General features: G+C 73.6%; 12 protein-coding genes and 1 pseudogene. 7 read left to right on the forward strand and 6 right to left on the reverse strand.

Annotated features, from left to right (window positions below; all coding sequences use genetic code 11):
* The first annotated feature begins 140 nt into the window (after window positions 1-140).
* On the forward strand, window positions 141-3437 hold the full coding sequence (locus ACFQ87_RS15010; RefSeq protein WP_380611168.1) for a sacsin N-terminal ATP-binding-like domain-containing protein: 3297 nt from the start codon (window positions 141-143) through the stop codon (window positions 3435-3437).
* Window positions 3438-3440: 3 nt separating this feature from the next.
* On the opposite strand, the gene ACFQ87_RS15015 is transcribed toward ACFQ87_RS15010, so the two are convergent.
* Genes ACFQ87_RS15015 through ACFQ87_RS15025 form a run of 3 tightly spaced genes read right to left on the reverse strand, consistent with a single transcriptional unit; the run spans window position 3441 to window position 6514 of the window.
* A complete protein-coding gene (locus ACFQ87_RS15015; RefSeq protein ID WP_380611169.1) occupies window positions 3441-3650 on the reverse strand; it encodes a hypothetical protein in 210 nt (69 codons plus the stop codon).
* 41 nt (window positions 3651-3691) lie between these two features.
* Window positions 3692-6148 (reverse strand): HAD-IC family P-type ATPase, encoded by a 2457-nt coding sequence (locus ACFQ87_RS15020; RefSeq protein ID WP_380611170.1) that lies wholly within the window; start codon window positions 6146-6148, stop codon window positions 3692-3694.
* Between the two features lie 51 nt (window positions 6149-6199).
* Window positions 6200-6514, reverse strand: coding sequence for a DUF2530 domain-containing protein (locus tag ACFQ87_RS15025; protein ID WP_380611171.1), 315 nt, complete (start codon window positions 6512-6514; stop codon window positions 6200-6202).
* Window positions 6515-6700: 186 nt separating this feature from the next.
* On the opposite strand from ACFQ87_RS15025, the gene ACFQ87_RS15030 reads away from it, so the two are divergent.
* The 4 genes and pseudogenes from ACFQ87_RS15030 to ACFQ87_RS15045 all read left to right on the forward strand — a co-directional run.
* A complete protein-coding gene (locus ACFQ87_RS15030) occupies window positions 6701-8161 on the forward strand; it encodes an NCS2 family permease (protein ID WP_380611172.1) in 1461 nt (486 codons plus the stop codon).
* Window positions 8162-8282: 121 nt separating this feature from the next.
* A complete protein-coding gene (locus ACFQ87_RS15035; protein WP_380611173.1) occupies window positions 8283-8483 on the forward strand; it encodes a type II toxin-antitoxin system VapB family antitoxin in 201 nt (66 codons plus the stop codon).
* The gene (locus ACFQ87_RS15040; RefSeq protein WP_380611174.1) at window positions 8480-8899 is read left to right on the forward strand and encodes a PIN domain nuclease; all 420 of its coding nucleotides are present in this window, start codon (window positions 8480-8482) and stop codon (window positions 8897-8899) included. The genes ACFQ87_RS15035 and ACFQ87_RS15040 overlap by 4 nt, the downstream gene beginning before the upstream one ends.
* A 19-nt stretch (window positions 8900-8918) precedes the next feature.
* Window positions 8919-9074 (forward strand): annotated as a pseudogene (locus ACFQ87_RS15045) (NCS2 family permease); the annotation flags it as partial.
* A 69-nt stretch (window positions 9075-9143) separates the two neighbouring features.
* Here ACFQ87_RS15045 and ACFQ87_RS15050 read toward each other — a convergent pair.
* Entirely contained in the window at window positions 9144-9593 is a 450-nt protein-coding gene (locus tag ACFQ87_RS15050; protein WP_380611175.1) for a VOC family protein, read from the reverse strand.
* Between the two features lie 143 nt (window positions 9594-9736).
* Between ACFQ87_RS15050 and ACFQ87_RS15055 the strand changes: the two genes are divergently transcribed.
* Window positions 9737-10660, forward strand: coding sequence for a DUF4231 domain-containing protein (locus ACFQ87_RS15055; protein WP_380611176.1), 924 nt, complete (start codon window positions 9737-9739; stop codon window positions 10658-10660).
* A 238-nt stretch (window positions 10661-10898) separates the two neighbouring features.
* Window positions 10899-12611: a hydrogenase maturation protein gene (locus ACFQ87_RS15060; protein WP_380611177.1), complete on the forward strand. Its 1713-nt coding sequence runs from the start codon at window positions 10899-10901 to the stop codon at window positions 12609-12611.
* A gap of 102 nt (window positions 12612-12713) precedes the next feature.
* On the opposite strand, the gene ACFQ87_RS15065 is transcribed toward ACFQ87_RS15060, so the two are convergent.
* Entirely contained in the window at window positions 12714-13574 is an 861-nt protein-coding gene (locus ACFQ87_RS15065; RefSeq protein ID WP_380611178.1) for an MHYT domain-containing protein, read from the reverse strand.
* Window positions 13575-13867: 293 nt separating this feature from the next.
* Window positions 13868-14353, reverse strand: a complete 486-nt coding sequence (locus ACFQ87_RS15070; RefSeq protein ID WP_380611179.1) for a VOC family protein — start codon at window positions 14351-14353, stop codon at window positions 13868-13870.
* Between the last annotated feature and the right edge of the window lie 84 nt (window positions 14354-14437).

Below are 14437 nucleotides of genomic sequence, written 5' to 3' on the forward strand. Positions count from 1 at the left end.
GGACGCCGCCGGCTCACGGGCGGTGGCCTGCGGATCTTTCGGGTACGGTCGCCGACGGGCCGGGCCGTGGTCGGGAGCAGTCGGTGGGGCAGGGAAGAATGCCCCTACGACGTACAGGGCGGCGGAAGGCGGCAGGTCCAGTGGAACCTCGGATCATCGGCAGCGGCACGGACGAGCACCTCGCCGACCCGTTCGGGAGTGCCGCGCTGCGGCGTCGGGTGCTGGACGCCTGGGCCGCCTCGCCGGCCCGGTTCCGGGAGGACGCCAACGCGGAGGAGGAGCTGGCGCTCGGCGGCTACCGCGACCGACTGGTCGTCGAGTTGGCGCAGAACGCGGCCGACGCGGCGGTGCGGGCCGGGCGCGGCCCCGGGCGGCTGCGGCTGACCCTGGCCGACGGCGTGCTGGCCGCCGCGAACACCGGCGCGCCGCTGGACGCGGCCGCCGTCGAGTCGCTGTCCACCCTGCGCGCCTCCTCCAAGCGCGGTGAGGCGCCCGCCGTCGGCCGGTTCGGCGTCGGCTTCGCCGCCGTCCTCGCCGTCACCGACGAGCCCGCCGTGCTGGGCGCCGCGGGCGGGGTGCGCTGGTCGCTCGGCGAGGCCCGGGCGCTGGCCGAGGCGCAGCCCGCGCTGACCGACGAGCTGCGCCGCCGGGACGGCCACGTGCCACTGCTGCGGCTGCCGTTCGCGGCCGAGGGCCCGGCCCCCGAGGGCTACGACACCGTGGTGGTGCTGCCGCTGCGGGACGTCGCCGCCGAGGACCTGACCCGCCGGCTGCTGGCCGGCATCGACGACGCGCTGCTGCTCACCCTGCCCGGCCTGGCCGAGGTGGTGGTGGAGACCCCGGACGGCACCCGGACGCTCACCCGCAGCGCCGCCGAGCCGCGCCCGGACGGCGTCACCGAGGTCACCGTCACCGACGACGCGGGCGGGCTGCCGCGGCAGACGGTCTGGCAGACCGTCGGCGCCTCCGGCCGGCTGGACGCCGAGCTGCTCGCCGACCGGCCCACCGAGGAGCGCACCCGCCCGTACTGGACGGTGACCTGGGCCGTCCCGGTCGCCGAGGACGGCGCCCCGCAGCGGCCCGCGATCGAGCCGGTGCTGCACGCGCCCACTCCCAGCGACGAGCCGATCGGCCTGCCCGCGCTGCTGATCGCCTCCTACCCGCTGGACTCCACCCGCCGGCACCTCGCCCCCGGCCCGCTCGCCGACTTCCTCACCGAGCGCGCCGCCGACAGCTACGCCGAGCTGCTGCGCGCCCGCGGCGCCGACCTGGGCTCGCTCGGCCTGGTGCCGGGCCCGCTCGGGCAGGGCGCGCTGGACAACGCGCTGCGCGCGGCCGTGCTGTCCCGGCTGCCCGGCACGCCGTTCCTGCCGCACCCCGGCGTCGTCGAGGAGGGCACGCCCGCGCTGCGGCCCCGGGACGCGACGCTGCTGGAGGGCGCGGACGGCTCGGTGGTCGAGGCGCTGGCGCCGATCTTCCCCGGGCTGCTGCCGGCCGGCCTGGAGCGCCGCTCCGAGCTGCGGGTGCTGAACGTGCGCCGGGTGCCGCTGGCCGAGGTGGTCGACCAGCTCGGCGGCCTGGACCGCGACCCGGCCTGGTGGCGCAACCTGTACGCGGCGCTCGGCGCGGCCGACCCGGAGGCGCTCGGCGCGCTCCCCGTGCCGCTCGCGGACGGGCGGACCGTCACCGGGCCCCGGCGGGTGCTGCTGCCCTCCGAGGACGCCGACTGGGCGGCCTTCCCCGGCTACCCCGAGACGCTGGCCGGCGCGCTCGCCGCGCTGGACCTGCGGCTGGCCCACCCGGAGGCCGCCCACCCGCTTCTGGCCAAGCTCGGCGCCGGCACCGCCACGCCCGCCGGGGTGCTGGACACCCCCGAGGTGCGGGCCGCCGTCGCCCGCTCGTACGAGCTGGCCGAGGACGACCTGGACGCCGCGCTCGAACTGGCCGACGCCGTCCTGGCCCTGGTGAAGGCCGCCGCCCCGGCGCCCGGCGAGCACCCGTGGCTGGCCCGGCTGGCGCTGCTGGACGACGAGGGCGAGCCCGCCCGCGCGGGCGAACTCGTGCTGCCCGGCAGTCCGTTCGCCGCCCTCGCGCGCGAGGAGGACGCCGGCTGGGTGGACGACGAGGTGCTGGAGCGCTGGGGCCCCGAGGTGCTCACGGCCGTCGGCGTGCTGGCCGACTTCGTGCTGGTGCGCGCCGAGGACGTGGTGCTCGACCCGGACGACCTGGAGCGCCTCGACCCGACCGCGCCGGCCGACCGGGCGGCCGGCGGCCACCCCACCGGCCTGCTGGACGAGGCGCCGGACGGGCTCGCCGACTGGGCCGAGGACGCCCTGGAGACGCTGCACGCGGACGAGGTGGTCGGCGTGCCGCCGGTGGCCGCCGAGCTGCTGGCCGTGCGCGACCTCGACCTGGTGGACGACGACGCCTGGCCCGAGGCGCTGGCCGCGCTCGCCCGCCCGCCGTACCGGGACGCCGTGGTCAACCCGGTGCGCACCCTGCTGCCGGACGGCACCTACGCCGACCTGCCGCCGTACACCGCCTGGTGGCTGCGCGACCACCCGGTGCTGGCCGGCCGCGAGCCCGCCGGGCTGCGCGCCGCCGGGGCCGACCCGCTGCTGCGCGGCCTGTACGACGAGGCGCGCACCACCCTGGACGAGCAGTTCCTGCACGCGCTCGGGGTGCGCACCACGCTGGCCGCGCTGCTCGCCGAGACCCACGGCCCGGACGAGGTGCTGGACCGGCTCACCGACCCGGACGCCGAGGTCGGGCACCGCCAACTGCACGGCATCCACAGCGCGTTGGCCCGGGTCGAGCGCGAGCGGATCGAACCGCTGGACGTGGTGCGGGCGCTGCCGCCGCTGGACCCGGACACCGGGCGCCGCCCGGCCCGCACGGTGGTGGTGGACGCCACCGAGGCGGTCGTCGCCGACGCCCCCGACCTGGTCCAACTCCTGCACCGGTACCCGCTGTTGCCGGTCGCCCCGGCGCTCGCCGCGGACCTCGCCGAGCGGCTGCACGTGTCGCTGGCCAGCGAGGTGGCCGGCGGCCGGGTGCTCTCCGAGGGCGTGCTGCACCGGGTGCCGGCCGTGGTGCGGGAGCTGCTGCCCGGCTGCCCGGTCGCCTACGAGGAGCACGAGGAGCTCCTGGTGGTCGGCCCGGACGGCAACGAGGCCGCGGTGGACTGGCGTTGGGACCTGGAGGCGGACGCGCCGGAGCCGCCGTACGACCCGGAGCTGGCCGAAGCCGCCGACGAGGACGACGAGTTCGAGATCCCGCCGGTGCCCGGACTGCTGCACGCGGCCACCCCCGAGGGCCTGGCGGCCGGGCTCGCCTGGTCGGTCGGGCAGTGGCACCGGCGCTTCGAGGTGCTGGCCGCGCTCAGCGAGCCGGACCGGGCGTACGAGCTGTCGGCGGCCCGCGACTTCGAGGGCTGAGTTTCAGTCGTTGCGCGGCTTGAGCCGCAGATAGACGGTGGTGGTGACGGTCAGCCAGACCGCGCCGAGCGTCACCATCGCCGCTGTCTTCAGTGCGGGTGTCGGCCTGACCGCCAGGCCGACGCCCGCCATCGCCAGCGCCGTCAGCCCGGCTGCCAGCAGCCCGCCCAGGAAGGCGATGAACGCCTCCAACTCCCCACCCTTGCGCGCCATTCGGCACCCCCTCTCAGGGAGATGCTAAGCGGAGGGGTCGGTCATTCCATGCCGCGGCGCTTCATCCAGCGCCAGGCGGACTCCAGTGCCACGCCGCAGATCAGCGCGATGCCGACGCCCGTCCACGGGTCGCGCCCGCCGACCAGGGAGAGCTCGAAGAAGTCGGACAGCGCCGGGACCAGCAGGACCAGGGCGAACGCGCCGCCCATGGTGGCGATCAGCAGCAGCCGCCACCAGTTGTACGGGCGGGCGACGATGGCGAGCACCCAGATGGCGATCAGGAAGAGCGTCAGGGTGGCCACGCTGGTGTCGCCCTTGAGGTCGGTCGCGTGGTCGGAGCGGGCCAGCGCGTAGGCGACGAAGGTGCCGGTGCCGGCGATGGCGCCGCCGGGGATCGCCAGCCGCAGGACCCGCTTCACGAAGCCGGTGCGGGCCCGCTCGTTGTTGGGGGCCAGGGCCAGGAAGAAGGCCGGCACGCCGATGGTGAGGGTGGACAGCACGGTGGAGTGCCGGGGCAGGAACGGGTACGGCGAGTGGGTGAAGATCACCAGCAGCGCCAGCAGCACCGAGTAGACCGTCTTCACCAGGAACAGCCCGGCCACCCGTTCGATGTTGCCGATCACCCGGCGCCCCTCGGCGACCACCGAGGGCATGGTCGCGAAGGAGTCGTTGAGCAGCACGATCTGGGCGACCGCCTTGGTGGCGTCCGAGCCGGTGCCCATCGCCACGCCGATGTCGGCGTCCTTGAGCGCGAGCACGTCGTTGACGCCGTCGCCGGTCATCGCCACGGTGTGGCCGCGGGACTGCAGCGCCCCGACCAGCCGGCGCTTCTGCTGCGGGGTGACCCGGCCGAAGACACTGGTCCGGTCGGCCGTCTCGGCGAGCTGCTCGGGGTCGTCCGGCAGGGTGCGGGCGTCCAGCGGGCGGTCCGCGCCGGGCAGGCCGAGGTGGCCGGCCACCGCGCCGACCGAGACCGCCGCGTCCCCGGAGATCACCTTGGCCCGGACGTTCTGGCTCTCGAAGTAGCGCAGGGTCTCGGCGGCGTCCGCGCGCAGCCGCTGCTGGAGCACCACCAGGGCGAGCGGGGTGAGGTCGGCCGCCGGGTCGGGGGAGTCCAGCGGGACGGGCGTACGGCCGAGCAGCAGCACCCGCAGGCCCTGGGCGCCCAGCTCGTCCACCTCGGCGAGCGCCGGGTGCCCGGCGGGCAGCAGCACGTCGGGGGCGCCGAGCAGCCAGCTGGCCTCGCCGCCCTGCGGCTCCAGCAGCTGGACGCCGCTCCACTTGCGGGCGGAGGAGAACGGCATCGCCTCGATCACCCGCCAGCCGTTGCCGCCCGGGCCCGCGCCGTCGCCGCGCCCGTACGCGTCGATCACGGCCTGCATGGACGGGTTGGGGCGGGCGTCGGCGCCGGCCATCACGGCGAGCGCGTGCTTGATGGTGTCCGGCTCGACCGGGGCGGGCTCGCCGTCGGAGATCACCCGCAGGTCGACCACGTCCATGCCGCCCTCGGTGAGCGTGCCGGTCTTGTCCAGGCAGACGGTGTCCACCCGGGCCAGGCCCTCGATCGCCGGGAGTTCCTGGACCAGGCACTGCTTGCGGCCGAGCCGGATCACGCCGATCGCGAAGGCCACCGAGGTCAGCAGCACCAGGCCCTCGGGGACCATCGGCACGATGCCGGCCACCATCCGGCGGACGGCCTCGCGCCAGTCCCGGCCCTCGACGGCCAACTGGCTGATGATCAGGCCGAGCGCGGTGGGGATCAGCAGGTAGGTGATGAACCGCAGGATGCTGTTGATGCCGCTGCGCAGCTCCGACTTCACCAGGGTGAACTTGCTGGCCTCCTCGGCCAGCTGGGCCGCGTAGGCCTCGCGGCCGACCCTGGTGGCGGTGAAGGCGCCCGCGCCGGCCACCACGAAGCTGCCGGACATCACCTGGTCGCCGGGCTGCTTGAGGACCGGGTCGGGTTCGCCGGTGAGCAGCGACTCGTCGATCTCCAGGCCGTCCGCCTCGGTGACGTCGCCGTCCACGATCACCTTGTCGCCGATGCCGAGCAGCACGGTGTCGTCGAGGACGATCTCGGAGACGGTGATCTGCTGGACGGTGCCGTCCCGGCGGACCTGGGGGCGGGCCTCGCCGATCAGCGCCAGGCTGTCCAGGGTCTTCTTGGCGCGCAGTTCCTGGAGGATGCCGATCGCCGTGTTGGCCACGATGACCAGGCCGAACAGGCCGTCCTGGATGGGGCCGACGATCAGGATGATCCCGAACATGATGCCGATGATCGCGTTGAACCGGGTGAAGACGTTGGCCCGGACGATCTCCCTGGCGGACCGGCTGGACCGCACCGGGACGTCGTTGACCTGGCCGTTCGCGACGCGTTCGGCCACCTCGGAGGTGGTCAGTCCACCGCGCCGCCCGGGCAGCAGCCCGAGGGGGTGCGCGCCGTCGGGGCGGTCTCCGTCGGCCGGCTGCTCTTCCGGGGGTTGGGCAGGCTGCGTCATGGCACCGACTCTACGGGTGCCTTATGTCCGATGCGTGTTACTAAAGGACTATTAGTCCGACTGGGCGGCCGGGCCGGTGGCGTCGCCGGTGCCGCCGCCGTCGGTCTCGCGCAGGGCGGCCTCGGCGGCGCGGCTACGGGCGATCGCGTCCCGCCGGGCGCGGCAGTACCAGAGGCCGATCAGGCCGAGCAGACCGCCGGAGAGGCAGATCCAGGGCCAGCTGCCGTGCCCGTGGTCGGAGAGGGTGCCCTGGAAGGGGAGCAGGGCGAGGAAGGCGACGAACCACAGCACCGTGCCGCCGCCGACGATGGCGACATCGTTGGCCTCCAGCGGAGGGGGCGAGGGGTGCAGCGGCGTCTTGGGCATGGGGCCTAGCGTACGGTGCGGTGGGGGCCCGGCGGGGCCCCCGGGGGCGCTCCGGGGCCCGCTGCGGGCTCTACGCGCGAAGATAGCGCGTGTGCGATCCGGAAACCATACTTAAAGGTCCACGCCCGGTCACCGTCGCCACGGGCGGTCCCCTCTCCTCAGCTCCCCCACAGAGGACGCCCAGCCATGCCAGTGGTCCAGCCGACCACCGAGTCGCCCGAACCCGCCGACGCCGCACCCCAGCCCCCCACGGGTGCACTGGACCGCTACTTCCGGATCAGCGAGCGCGGCTCCACCCTGCCGCGCGAGATCCGCGGCGGTGTCGCCACCTTCTTCACCATGGCGTACATCCTGGTGCTGAACCCGATCATCCTGGCCAGCGCCACGGACATGACCGGGGCTCACCTGGACAGCGCCCAGCTGGTCACCGCCACCGCCCTCACCGCGGGTCTCACCACCCTGCTGATGGGCGTGGTCGGCAACGTGCCGATCGGCCTGGCGGCCGGCCTCGGCGTCAACACCATCGTGGCGCTGCAGCTCGCGCCCAAGATGACCTGGCCGGACGCCATGGGCATGGTGGTGCTGGCCGGCTTCGCGATCATGCTGCTGGTCGCCACCGGCCTGCGCGAGCGGGTCATGAACGCCGTCCCGCTCGGCCTGCGCAAGGCCATCGCGATCGGTATCGGTCTGTTCATCAGCCTGGTCGGCCTGGTCGACTCCGGCTTCGTCACCCGCATCCCGGACGTCGCCCACACCACCGTCCCGCTGCAGCTCGGCGGCAACGGCCACCTGCTCGGCTGGCCGGTGCTGGTCTTCGTCTTCGGCCTGGTGCTCACCCTGATCCTGGTGATCCGCAAGGTGCCCGGCGCGATCCTGATCAGCATCGCGAGCTCCACCGTGCTCGCCGTGGTGATCGACAAGGTGGTCGACATCCCGGCGCTCAAGTGGGGCCTCACCGTCCCGACCTGGCCGGGCAACCCGGTGGCCGCCCCGGACTTCGGCCTGGTCGGCAAGGTCAGCCTGTTCGGCGGCTTCGAGAAGGTCGGCGTGCTGACCGGCCTGCTGTTCGTCTTCACCGTGCTGATGTCCTGCTTCTTCGACGCGATGGGCACCATCCTCGGCGTCGCCGACGAGGCCCACCTGCTGGACCACCGCGGCGACCTGCCGGGCATCAACAAGGTCCTGATGGTCGACGGCATCGCCACCGCGGCCGGCGGCGCCACCTCCGCCTCCGCCAACACCTGCTTCGTCGAGTCCACCGCCGGCGTCGGCGAGGGCGCCCGGACCGGCTTCGCCTCGATCGTCACCGGCCTGCTCTTCATGGTGGCGCTCTTCCTCACCCCGCTGGCCACCATGGTCCCGGCCCAGGCCGCCACCCCGGCGCTGGTCACGGTCGGCTTCCTGATCCTGGCGAACTCCGTCAAGGAGATCGACTGGGCCGACTACACCATCGCGATCCCGGCCTTCCTGACCATCGTGATGATGCCGTTCACCTACTCGATCACCAACGGCATCGGCTTCGGCTTCATCGCCTTCTGCATCCTGCGCGTGGCCGCCGGCCGCGGCCGCAACGTGCCGGCCCCGCTGTACGCGGTGGCGGCGGTGTTCGCCTTCTACTACCTGATGCCGGCCTTCGGCCTGCTCTGACCACCCTTCTCCACCGGGTTTCCACGGCCCCGCGCTCCTCGGAGCGCGGGGCCGTTCTCGATATCGAGAATGCGCCAGAGTTGATATCGTTTTCTTGTTGTCGACTGCGGGAGGAACGGCCATGGCGCGAACGGTGATCGACCTCGATGACGACCTTCTGGCCGAGGCGCAGCGCCTGTTCGGCACGACCACCAAGGTCGCCACGGTCAACGCGGCGCTGCTGGAGGCCGTGAAGCTGGCTCGGCGGATAGAGCTCGCCGATGCCATCGCCAACGGGGAGTTCGACCTCCTCGACGAGTCGGGCAAGTCGGCGGCGGCGTGACGCGGGAGCGCTTCCTGATCGACAAGTCGGCCCTGGCTCGCTGGGGGAAGCCCGCGGTGCGGCCCGTCCTCGACGATCTCTCGCAGCGCGCGCTGCTGGCGGTGAGCGCGGCGGTCGAGATGGAGGTCCTGCACAGCGCCCGAAGCGCGGCGGAAGCAGACCGGCTGAGCCATCTGCTCAGGGGGTTCGACTACCTGCCGTGTATGGACGAGGTCTGGGATCGGGCCAAGGACATTCAGCGTCGTGCCCTGTTCCGGGGCAACCACCGCGCCCTGTCCATGGCCGACATGCTGATCGCCGCCACTGCCGAGCGGCACGACGTCACCGTCCTGCACTACGACGGCGACTACGACATGATCGCGGCCATCACCGGGCAGCCCACTCGCTGGGTCGTGCCGGCCGGGACAGCCGACTGAGCTCCTGCCCAAGCCGGTAGTGGCTTCGATCACCAACGGCATCGGCTTCGGCTTCATCGCCTTCTGCATCCTGCGCGTGGCCGCCGGCCGCGGCCGCAACGTGCCGGCCCCGCTGTACGCGGTGGCGGCGGTGTTCGCCTTCTACTACCTGATGCCGGCCTTCGGCCTGCTCTGACCCGTCTCCGCCGGGCTTCGACGGCCCCGTCCTCCGGTTCCGGAGGGCGGGGCCGTCGCGTTGCCGGGCTCACTGGACGTCGAACTCGTTGCCCTCGGGGTCGGTCATGACGGTCCACTCGCCGCCGGGCTCCTTGACTTCGCGCAGCACCGTGGCGCCGAGGGCTTCGAGCCGGGTGACGGTGGCCGCGCGCTCGCCGGGGCCGGGGTGGACGTCCAGGTGGAGGCGGTTCTTGCCGTGCTTGGTCTCCGGGACGGCCTGGAAGAGGAGGCGGCGCCCGAGGCCGGTGTCCGAGGCCGGGTCGAACGGGTCCTCGGGGTGGCGGACGGCGGCGAGGGCGCGCCAGGCGGGCCGGCCGTCCAGCTCGGTCAGGGCGTCGGGGGTGACCGCACCGGCGGCGAGCAGGCGGGCGATCAGGGCGCTGTGGTCCTCGACGGTGTAGTCGAGGGCGGCGCCCCAGAAGGCGGCCTGGCGGTGCGGGTCGGCGCAGTCGATGACGAGCTTCCAGTGCAGCGGCATGTAACCGTTTATATCGGTTACGGCGCGGCGCGGGCAATCACCGACGGTCGGAGGATCGCGCCGAAGGTGTCAAAAAGGCGACCGTGTAGGGCAGTTGATGGTGGGCATACTGCCTGGACGGAGACGGGGAGGGGACTCGACCGATGGTGCAACAGGATCCGCCCGGGGGAGTTGAGGCGCGGCTGCTGCCGGAGTTGTTCTGGCGGGCGGACAAGGCCTCACTGGACGGCCAGCGCGAGACGCTGCGCTGGCACCGCGGACTGATCGCGATGCTGGTGATCGCCGCGCTGATCGGGTCGCTCCCGGGCCCGGACCACAAGGGCGACAGCGATATCAAGCCACTGTTCTCGGTGGCCGCTTTCCTGGTCGCCGGCTACTTCTGGTCCCGGCTGCGCCGTAGCGACCCGCAGGGCCGCTGGTACGAGGCGCGGGCGGCGGCCGAGTCGGTCAAGACGCTGGCCTGGAAGTACAGCGTCCGGGCTCGGCCGTTCGGCGGCGAGGCCGAGTCGGAGGACGCCGACCGCGGCTACCTGCTCCAGGTCGAGGACGTGCTGCGGGCCTTCGAGGACCCGGAGATCGTGCCGCCCGGCGCCGTCCCGGAGATCACCGAGGAGATGCGGCGCGCCCGGGCCGACAGCCTGACCGCCCGGCGCACCCTCTACCTGCGCACCCGGGTGGAGGGCCAGCGCACCTGGTACCGCTCGCGGGCGGAGTCCTGCGAGTCCCAGGCGGTCTCCTGGGGGCTCGGCATCGCGGCGCTGATCATCATCGGTGCGGCGGCGGCGATCGCCCAGGCCACCGGCGCCCTGGAGGTGCACATCTTTGGCGCCAGCTCGGCCGCGGCCGCCGCGATCATCGCCTGGACGCAGCTCAAGCAGCTGCGCCCGCTGGCCGCCGCCTACCAGCTGGCCGCGCGCGAGCTGGAGAACGTCGGCAACCAGCTCTCCGACCTCGACCTCAAGACGCCGGACGCCGAGGAGCGCTGGGCGCGGCTGGCCGCCGAGGCGGAGGACGCGGTCTCCCGCGAGCACACCACCTGGCGGGCCCGAAGGGCGTTCCCGCGCTAGGGCGCCCGGCCGGGCCCGTGGGGTCCTCCCGGCCCGGCCGGTGGGGGCCTCCGGCCGGGGCTGCCAGTCCAACTCAGGGAAGAGGCTGGGGAGATCCGGCGAAGCACGGGCCACGCCGGTTCCACAGGTGTGCGGGGTGCGTGAGGGTAGGGCGGCAAGGGCGGGAACGTGACCATTACGTGTCCATGCCCTGGTTTCATCGCCTCCGCGCACCCGAAGTACCTGCCCGGAGGCCCCCTTGCGCATTCTCCTGATCGCGACCGCGTTCAACAGCCTGACCCAGCGCGTCCACACCGAGCTGCGCGAGCGCGGCCACCAGGTGGCCGTCCAACTCGCGCTCGGCGACGACCAGATGCGGGCCGCGGTGGCCCGGGTCGACCCCGAACTGATCCTCTGCCCGATGCTCACCAAGGCCGTCCCGGCGGACATCTGGTCCACCCGGACGGTCCTGATCGTGCACCCGGGCCCGAAGGGCGACCGCGGCCCCTCCTCGCTCGACTGGGCGATCACCGAGGGCGCGCCGCGCTGGGGTGTCACCGTGCTGCAGGCCGTCGAGGAGATGGACGCGGGCGCCATTTGGGCGTCCGTCGACTTCCCCGTCCCCGACTGCGGCAAGAGCGAGCTGTACCGGGGCGAGGTCGCCGACGCCGCCGTCGAGGCCGTCCTGCTGGCCGTCCAGCGCTACCAGGGCGGGTTGTTCACCCCCGAGCCGCTGGACTACGCCCGCCCGGACGTGCGCGGCGAGCTGCGGCCCTTCCTGCGCCAGGAGGCCCGCCGGATCGACTGGGAGCAGGACGACACCGCCACCGTGCTGCGCAAGCTGCGCGCCGCGGACTCCCAGCCCGGCGTCCTGGACGAGCTGTACGGGCGGGAGTTCTTCCTGCACGGCGGCCACCCCGAGGACGAGTTGCGCGGCCCGCGGCCCGGCGCCGTCATCGCCACCCGGGACGGCGCGATCTGCCGGGCCACCGTGGACGGCGCGGTCTGGATTCCGCAGCTGCGCCCGCGCCGCACCCCCGGCGGGCCGGTCACCTTCAAGCTGCCGGCCGCGACGGTGCTCGCCGACGAGCTGCACCGGGTCCGCGAGGTGCCGGTGACCCCGGCCGAGGCCGCCCGCCGGGACACCTGGTCGGAGCTGCGCTACCGCGAGGACGGCGACGTCGGCTACCTCGAATTCGCCTACGCGGGCGGGGCGATGAGCACCGAGCAGTGCCGCCGGCTGCTCGCCGCCTACCGGATGGCCGCCGACCGGCCCACCTCGGTGCTGGTGCTCGGCGCGCCCCGGGACTTCTACTCCAACGGGATCCACCTCAACGTCATCGAGGGCGCGGCCTTCCCGGCGCTGGAGTCCTGGGAGAACATCAACGCGATGGACGACCTGGTCGAGGCGATCCTGACCACCGGCGACAAGCTGACCGTCGCCGCGCTGGCCGGGAACGCGGCGGCCGGCGGCCTGATGCTGGCGCTCGCCGCCGACGAGGTGTGGTGCCGGGAGTCGGCGGTGCTCAACCCGCACTACCGGCTGATGGGCCTGTACGGCTCCGAGTACTGGACGTACACCCTGCCCGCCCGGGTCGGTGAGGAGCAGGCCGAGCGGCTCACCACCGAGGCGCTGCCGGTCGGGGCCGAACACGCCCGCCGGATCGGCCTGGTGGACCGTACGACCGGCGGGGACGCCGCCGAATTCCGCCGCTGGGTGGCCCGGGAGGCCGCCCGGCTGGCCGACTCGCCGGAGCTCACCGCGCGGCTGGTGGACAAGAAGCGCCGCCGCGCCGAGGACGAGGAGGCCAAGCCGCTGGCCGAGTACCGGGCGGAGGAACTGCGCCGGATGCACGCCAACTTCTACCGGGCGGGCGAGCCGTACCACGGGCTGCGGCGGGACTTCGTGCGCAAGGTCTGCCCGGTGGCCACGCCGGAGCACCTGACCGGGCTGCTCGGGCAGCCGGAGTAGCCGGCCGGGGGCTCAGCGACGCGGCGACGAACGAAACGAAAACGACGTCCGGCCGGGGTGGGGGACCCGGCCGGACGTCGTTTTCGTTCGTCGCCCCCCGGTTCAGCGCCGGGTGCCCGCCTCGCCCACCGGCCGCCGCCGCTGCTGCGGCGGCACCCGGCCGGGCTGCTCGGCCTTCGGGACGAAGGAGGCGCGCGGCGGCAGCGGGGCGGCCGGGCCGACCAACAGCGGCTGCGCGGAGGGCTTGCTCGGCGAGACCGCGAAGGCGAGCGCGCCGAAGAACACGTAGCAGCCCAGTCCGACCCCGAGCGGGAAGATGAACTCCAGCGCCATCACACCGCCCGCGGTGGAGTGCGAGTAGTCCAGCCGGACCGACAGTGCCGCCATGCCGGTGTAGTGCATGGCGCAGACCGCCACGCCCATCACCGGCGCCGCCGCCAGCACGGCGAGCGTGCCCCGGATGTTCAGCGCGGCCCAGAGCGCGGCCGTCGCCGCGACCACCGCGATGGCGATCGAGCCGGCCACGGTGAGGTGGTCGTAGCCGAGGTGGCCGGGCAGCACCATCGCGGCCATGCCGAGGTAGTGCATCGCGGCGACCCCGAGTCCGGTGGTCAGTCCGCCGATCAGCAGGGACAGGACGGGACGGCTGCGCCAGTACCCGACGGTGAACAGCCCGATGCCGACGACGGCGACGGCGACCAGCAGGCTGAGCACGGTCAGCCCGGGCTGGTAGCTGATCTCGACGCCGCTGACCGAGAAGCCGAGCATGGCGATGAAGTGCATGGACCAGATGCCCGCACCGAGCGAGGTCGAGGCGAACAGCAGCCAGACGACCCGGCTGCGGCCCGTCGAGATGAGCGCCCAGCGGGCGCTGCGCAGGGCGACGAAGGCGCCGAGGCAGGCGACGAAGTACGAGACCGCCGGTGTCACCCAGCCGTGGTCGGCATGATGGATCTCACCCAAGAGAGCTCCCTGGACGGATGCGGGGATGCGGGCGCCAGGGCTCGGGCGGAGGCGGCTGACCGGTACGGACGGATGGGGGAACGCGCGCAGACGGGCGCGGCGGGGGCTCCGCCGAGGGGAGACCTGGCGTGGGGTGCCCCTGACAACCCGGGACAGTAACCACTGCCCGGCGGTCGCACAATGTTCGTGCTTTTCGTGAACTCCCGCGCCGACCTGGACCTTTACCCGGCCTGCATGATCTTGGCACCAAGCCCTGACACTGCCTGCGCACGGCCCCCAGGCCCGTTTGTCGGTTATTCCAGCGGGGCTAGCCCGAACGGGTGGCCCGCCGGGTCGATCAGCACCTTGAGCGTGCGGCCGTGCTGGTAGCTGGGCTCGGTCGCGCCCAGCGCGAGGGCCTTGGCGGTCGCCTCGTCCAGGTCGTCGACGTAGAAGTCGAGGTGGAAGTGCTTGCTGCCGTCCGGCTCGGTCCACGGCTCGGGCCGGTAGCCCGTCACCCGTCCGAAGCCCAGCGGGCTGCCGCCCTCCGGGTTGTCCAGGATCGCGAAGTGCTCGTCCGCGTGCCGGGTCTCCCAGCCCAGGAGCTCGCCGTAGAAGGAGGCCAGCGCGACCGGGTCGGCGCAGTCGATGGTGACCATGGCGAGTCGGGCGAAGCCGGTGTCGTCCTGCCCCTGCGGCCCGGACCGCCCGGACGGCCCGGACGTGGCGGACTGCTCGTACGGCGCGGGCGGCGCGTACGGCACGTACGGCCCGGCTTGCTCGGCGGCGAGATCGGACATGGCTGGTCGGGCCTTCCTGGAGTCGGGAGTGGTGACCCATGACCAATATGGCACCGGGTCGATCTTCCGGCGCGGCGGGAACCC

This window comes from Kitasatospora sp. NPDC056531, assembly GCF_042794375.1.
Taxonomy (GTDB): Bacteria; Actinomycetota; Actinomycetes; order Streptomycetales; family Streptomycetaceae; genus Kitasatospora.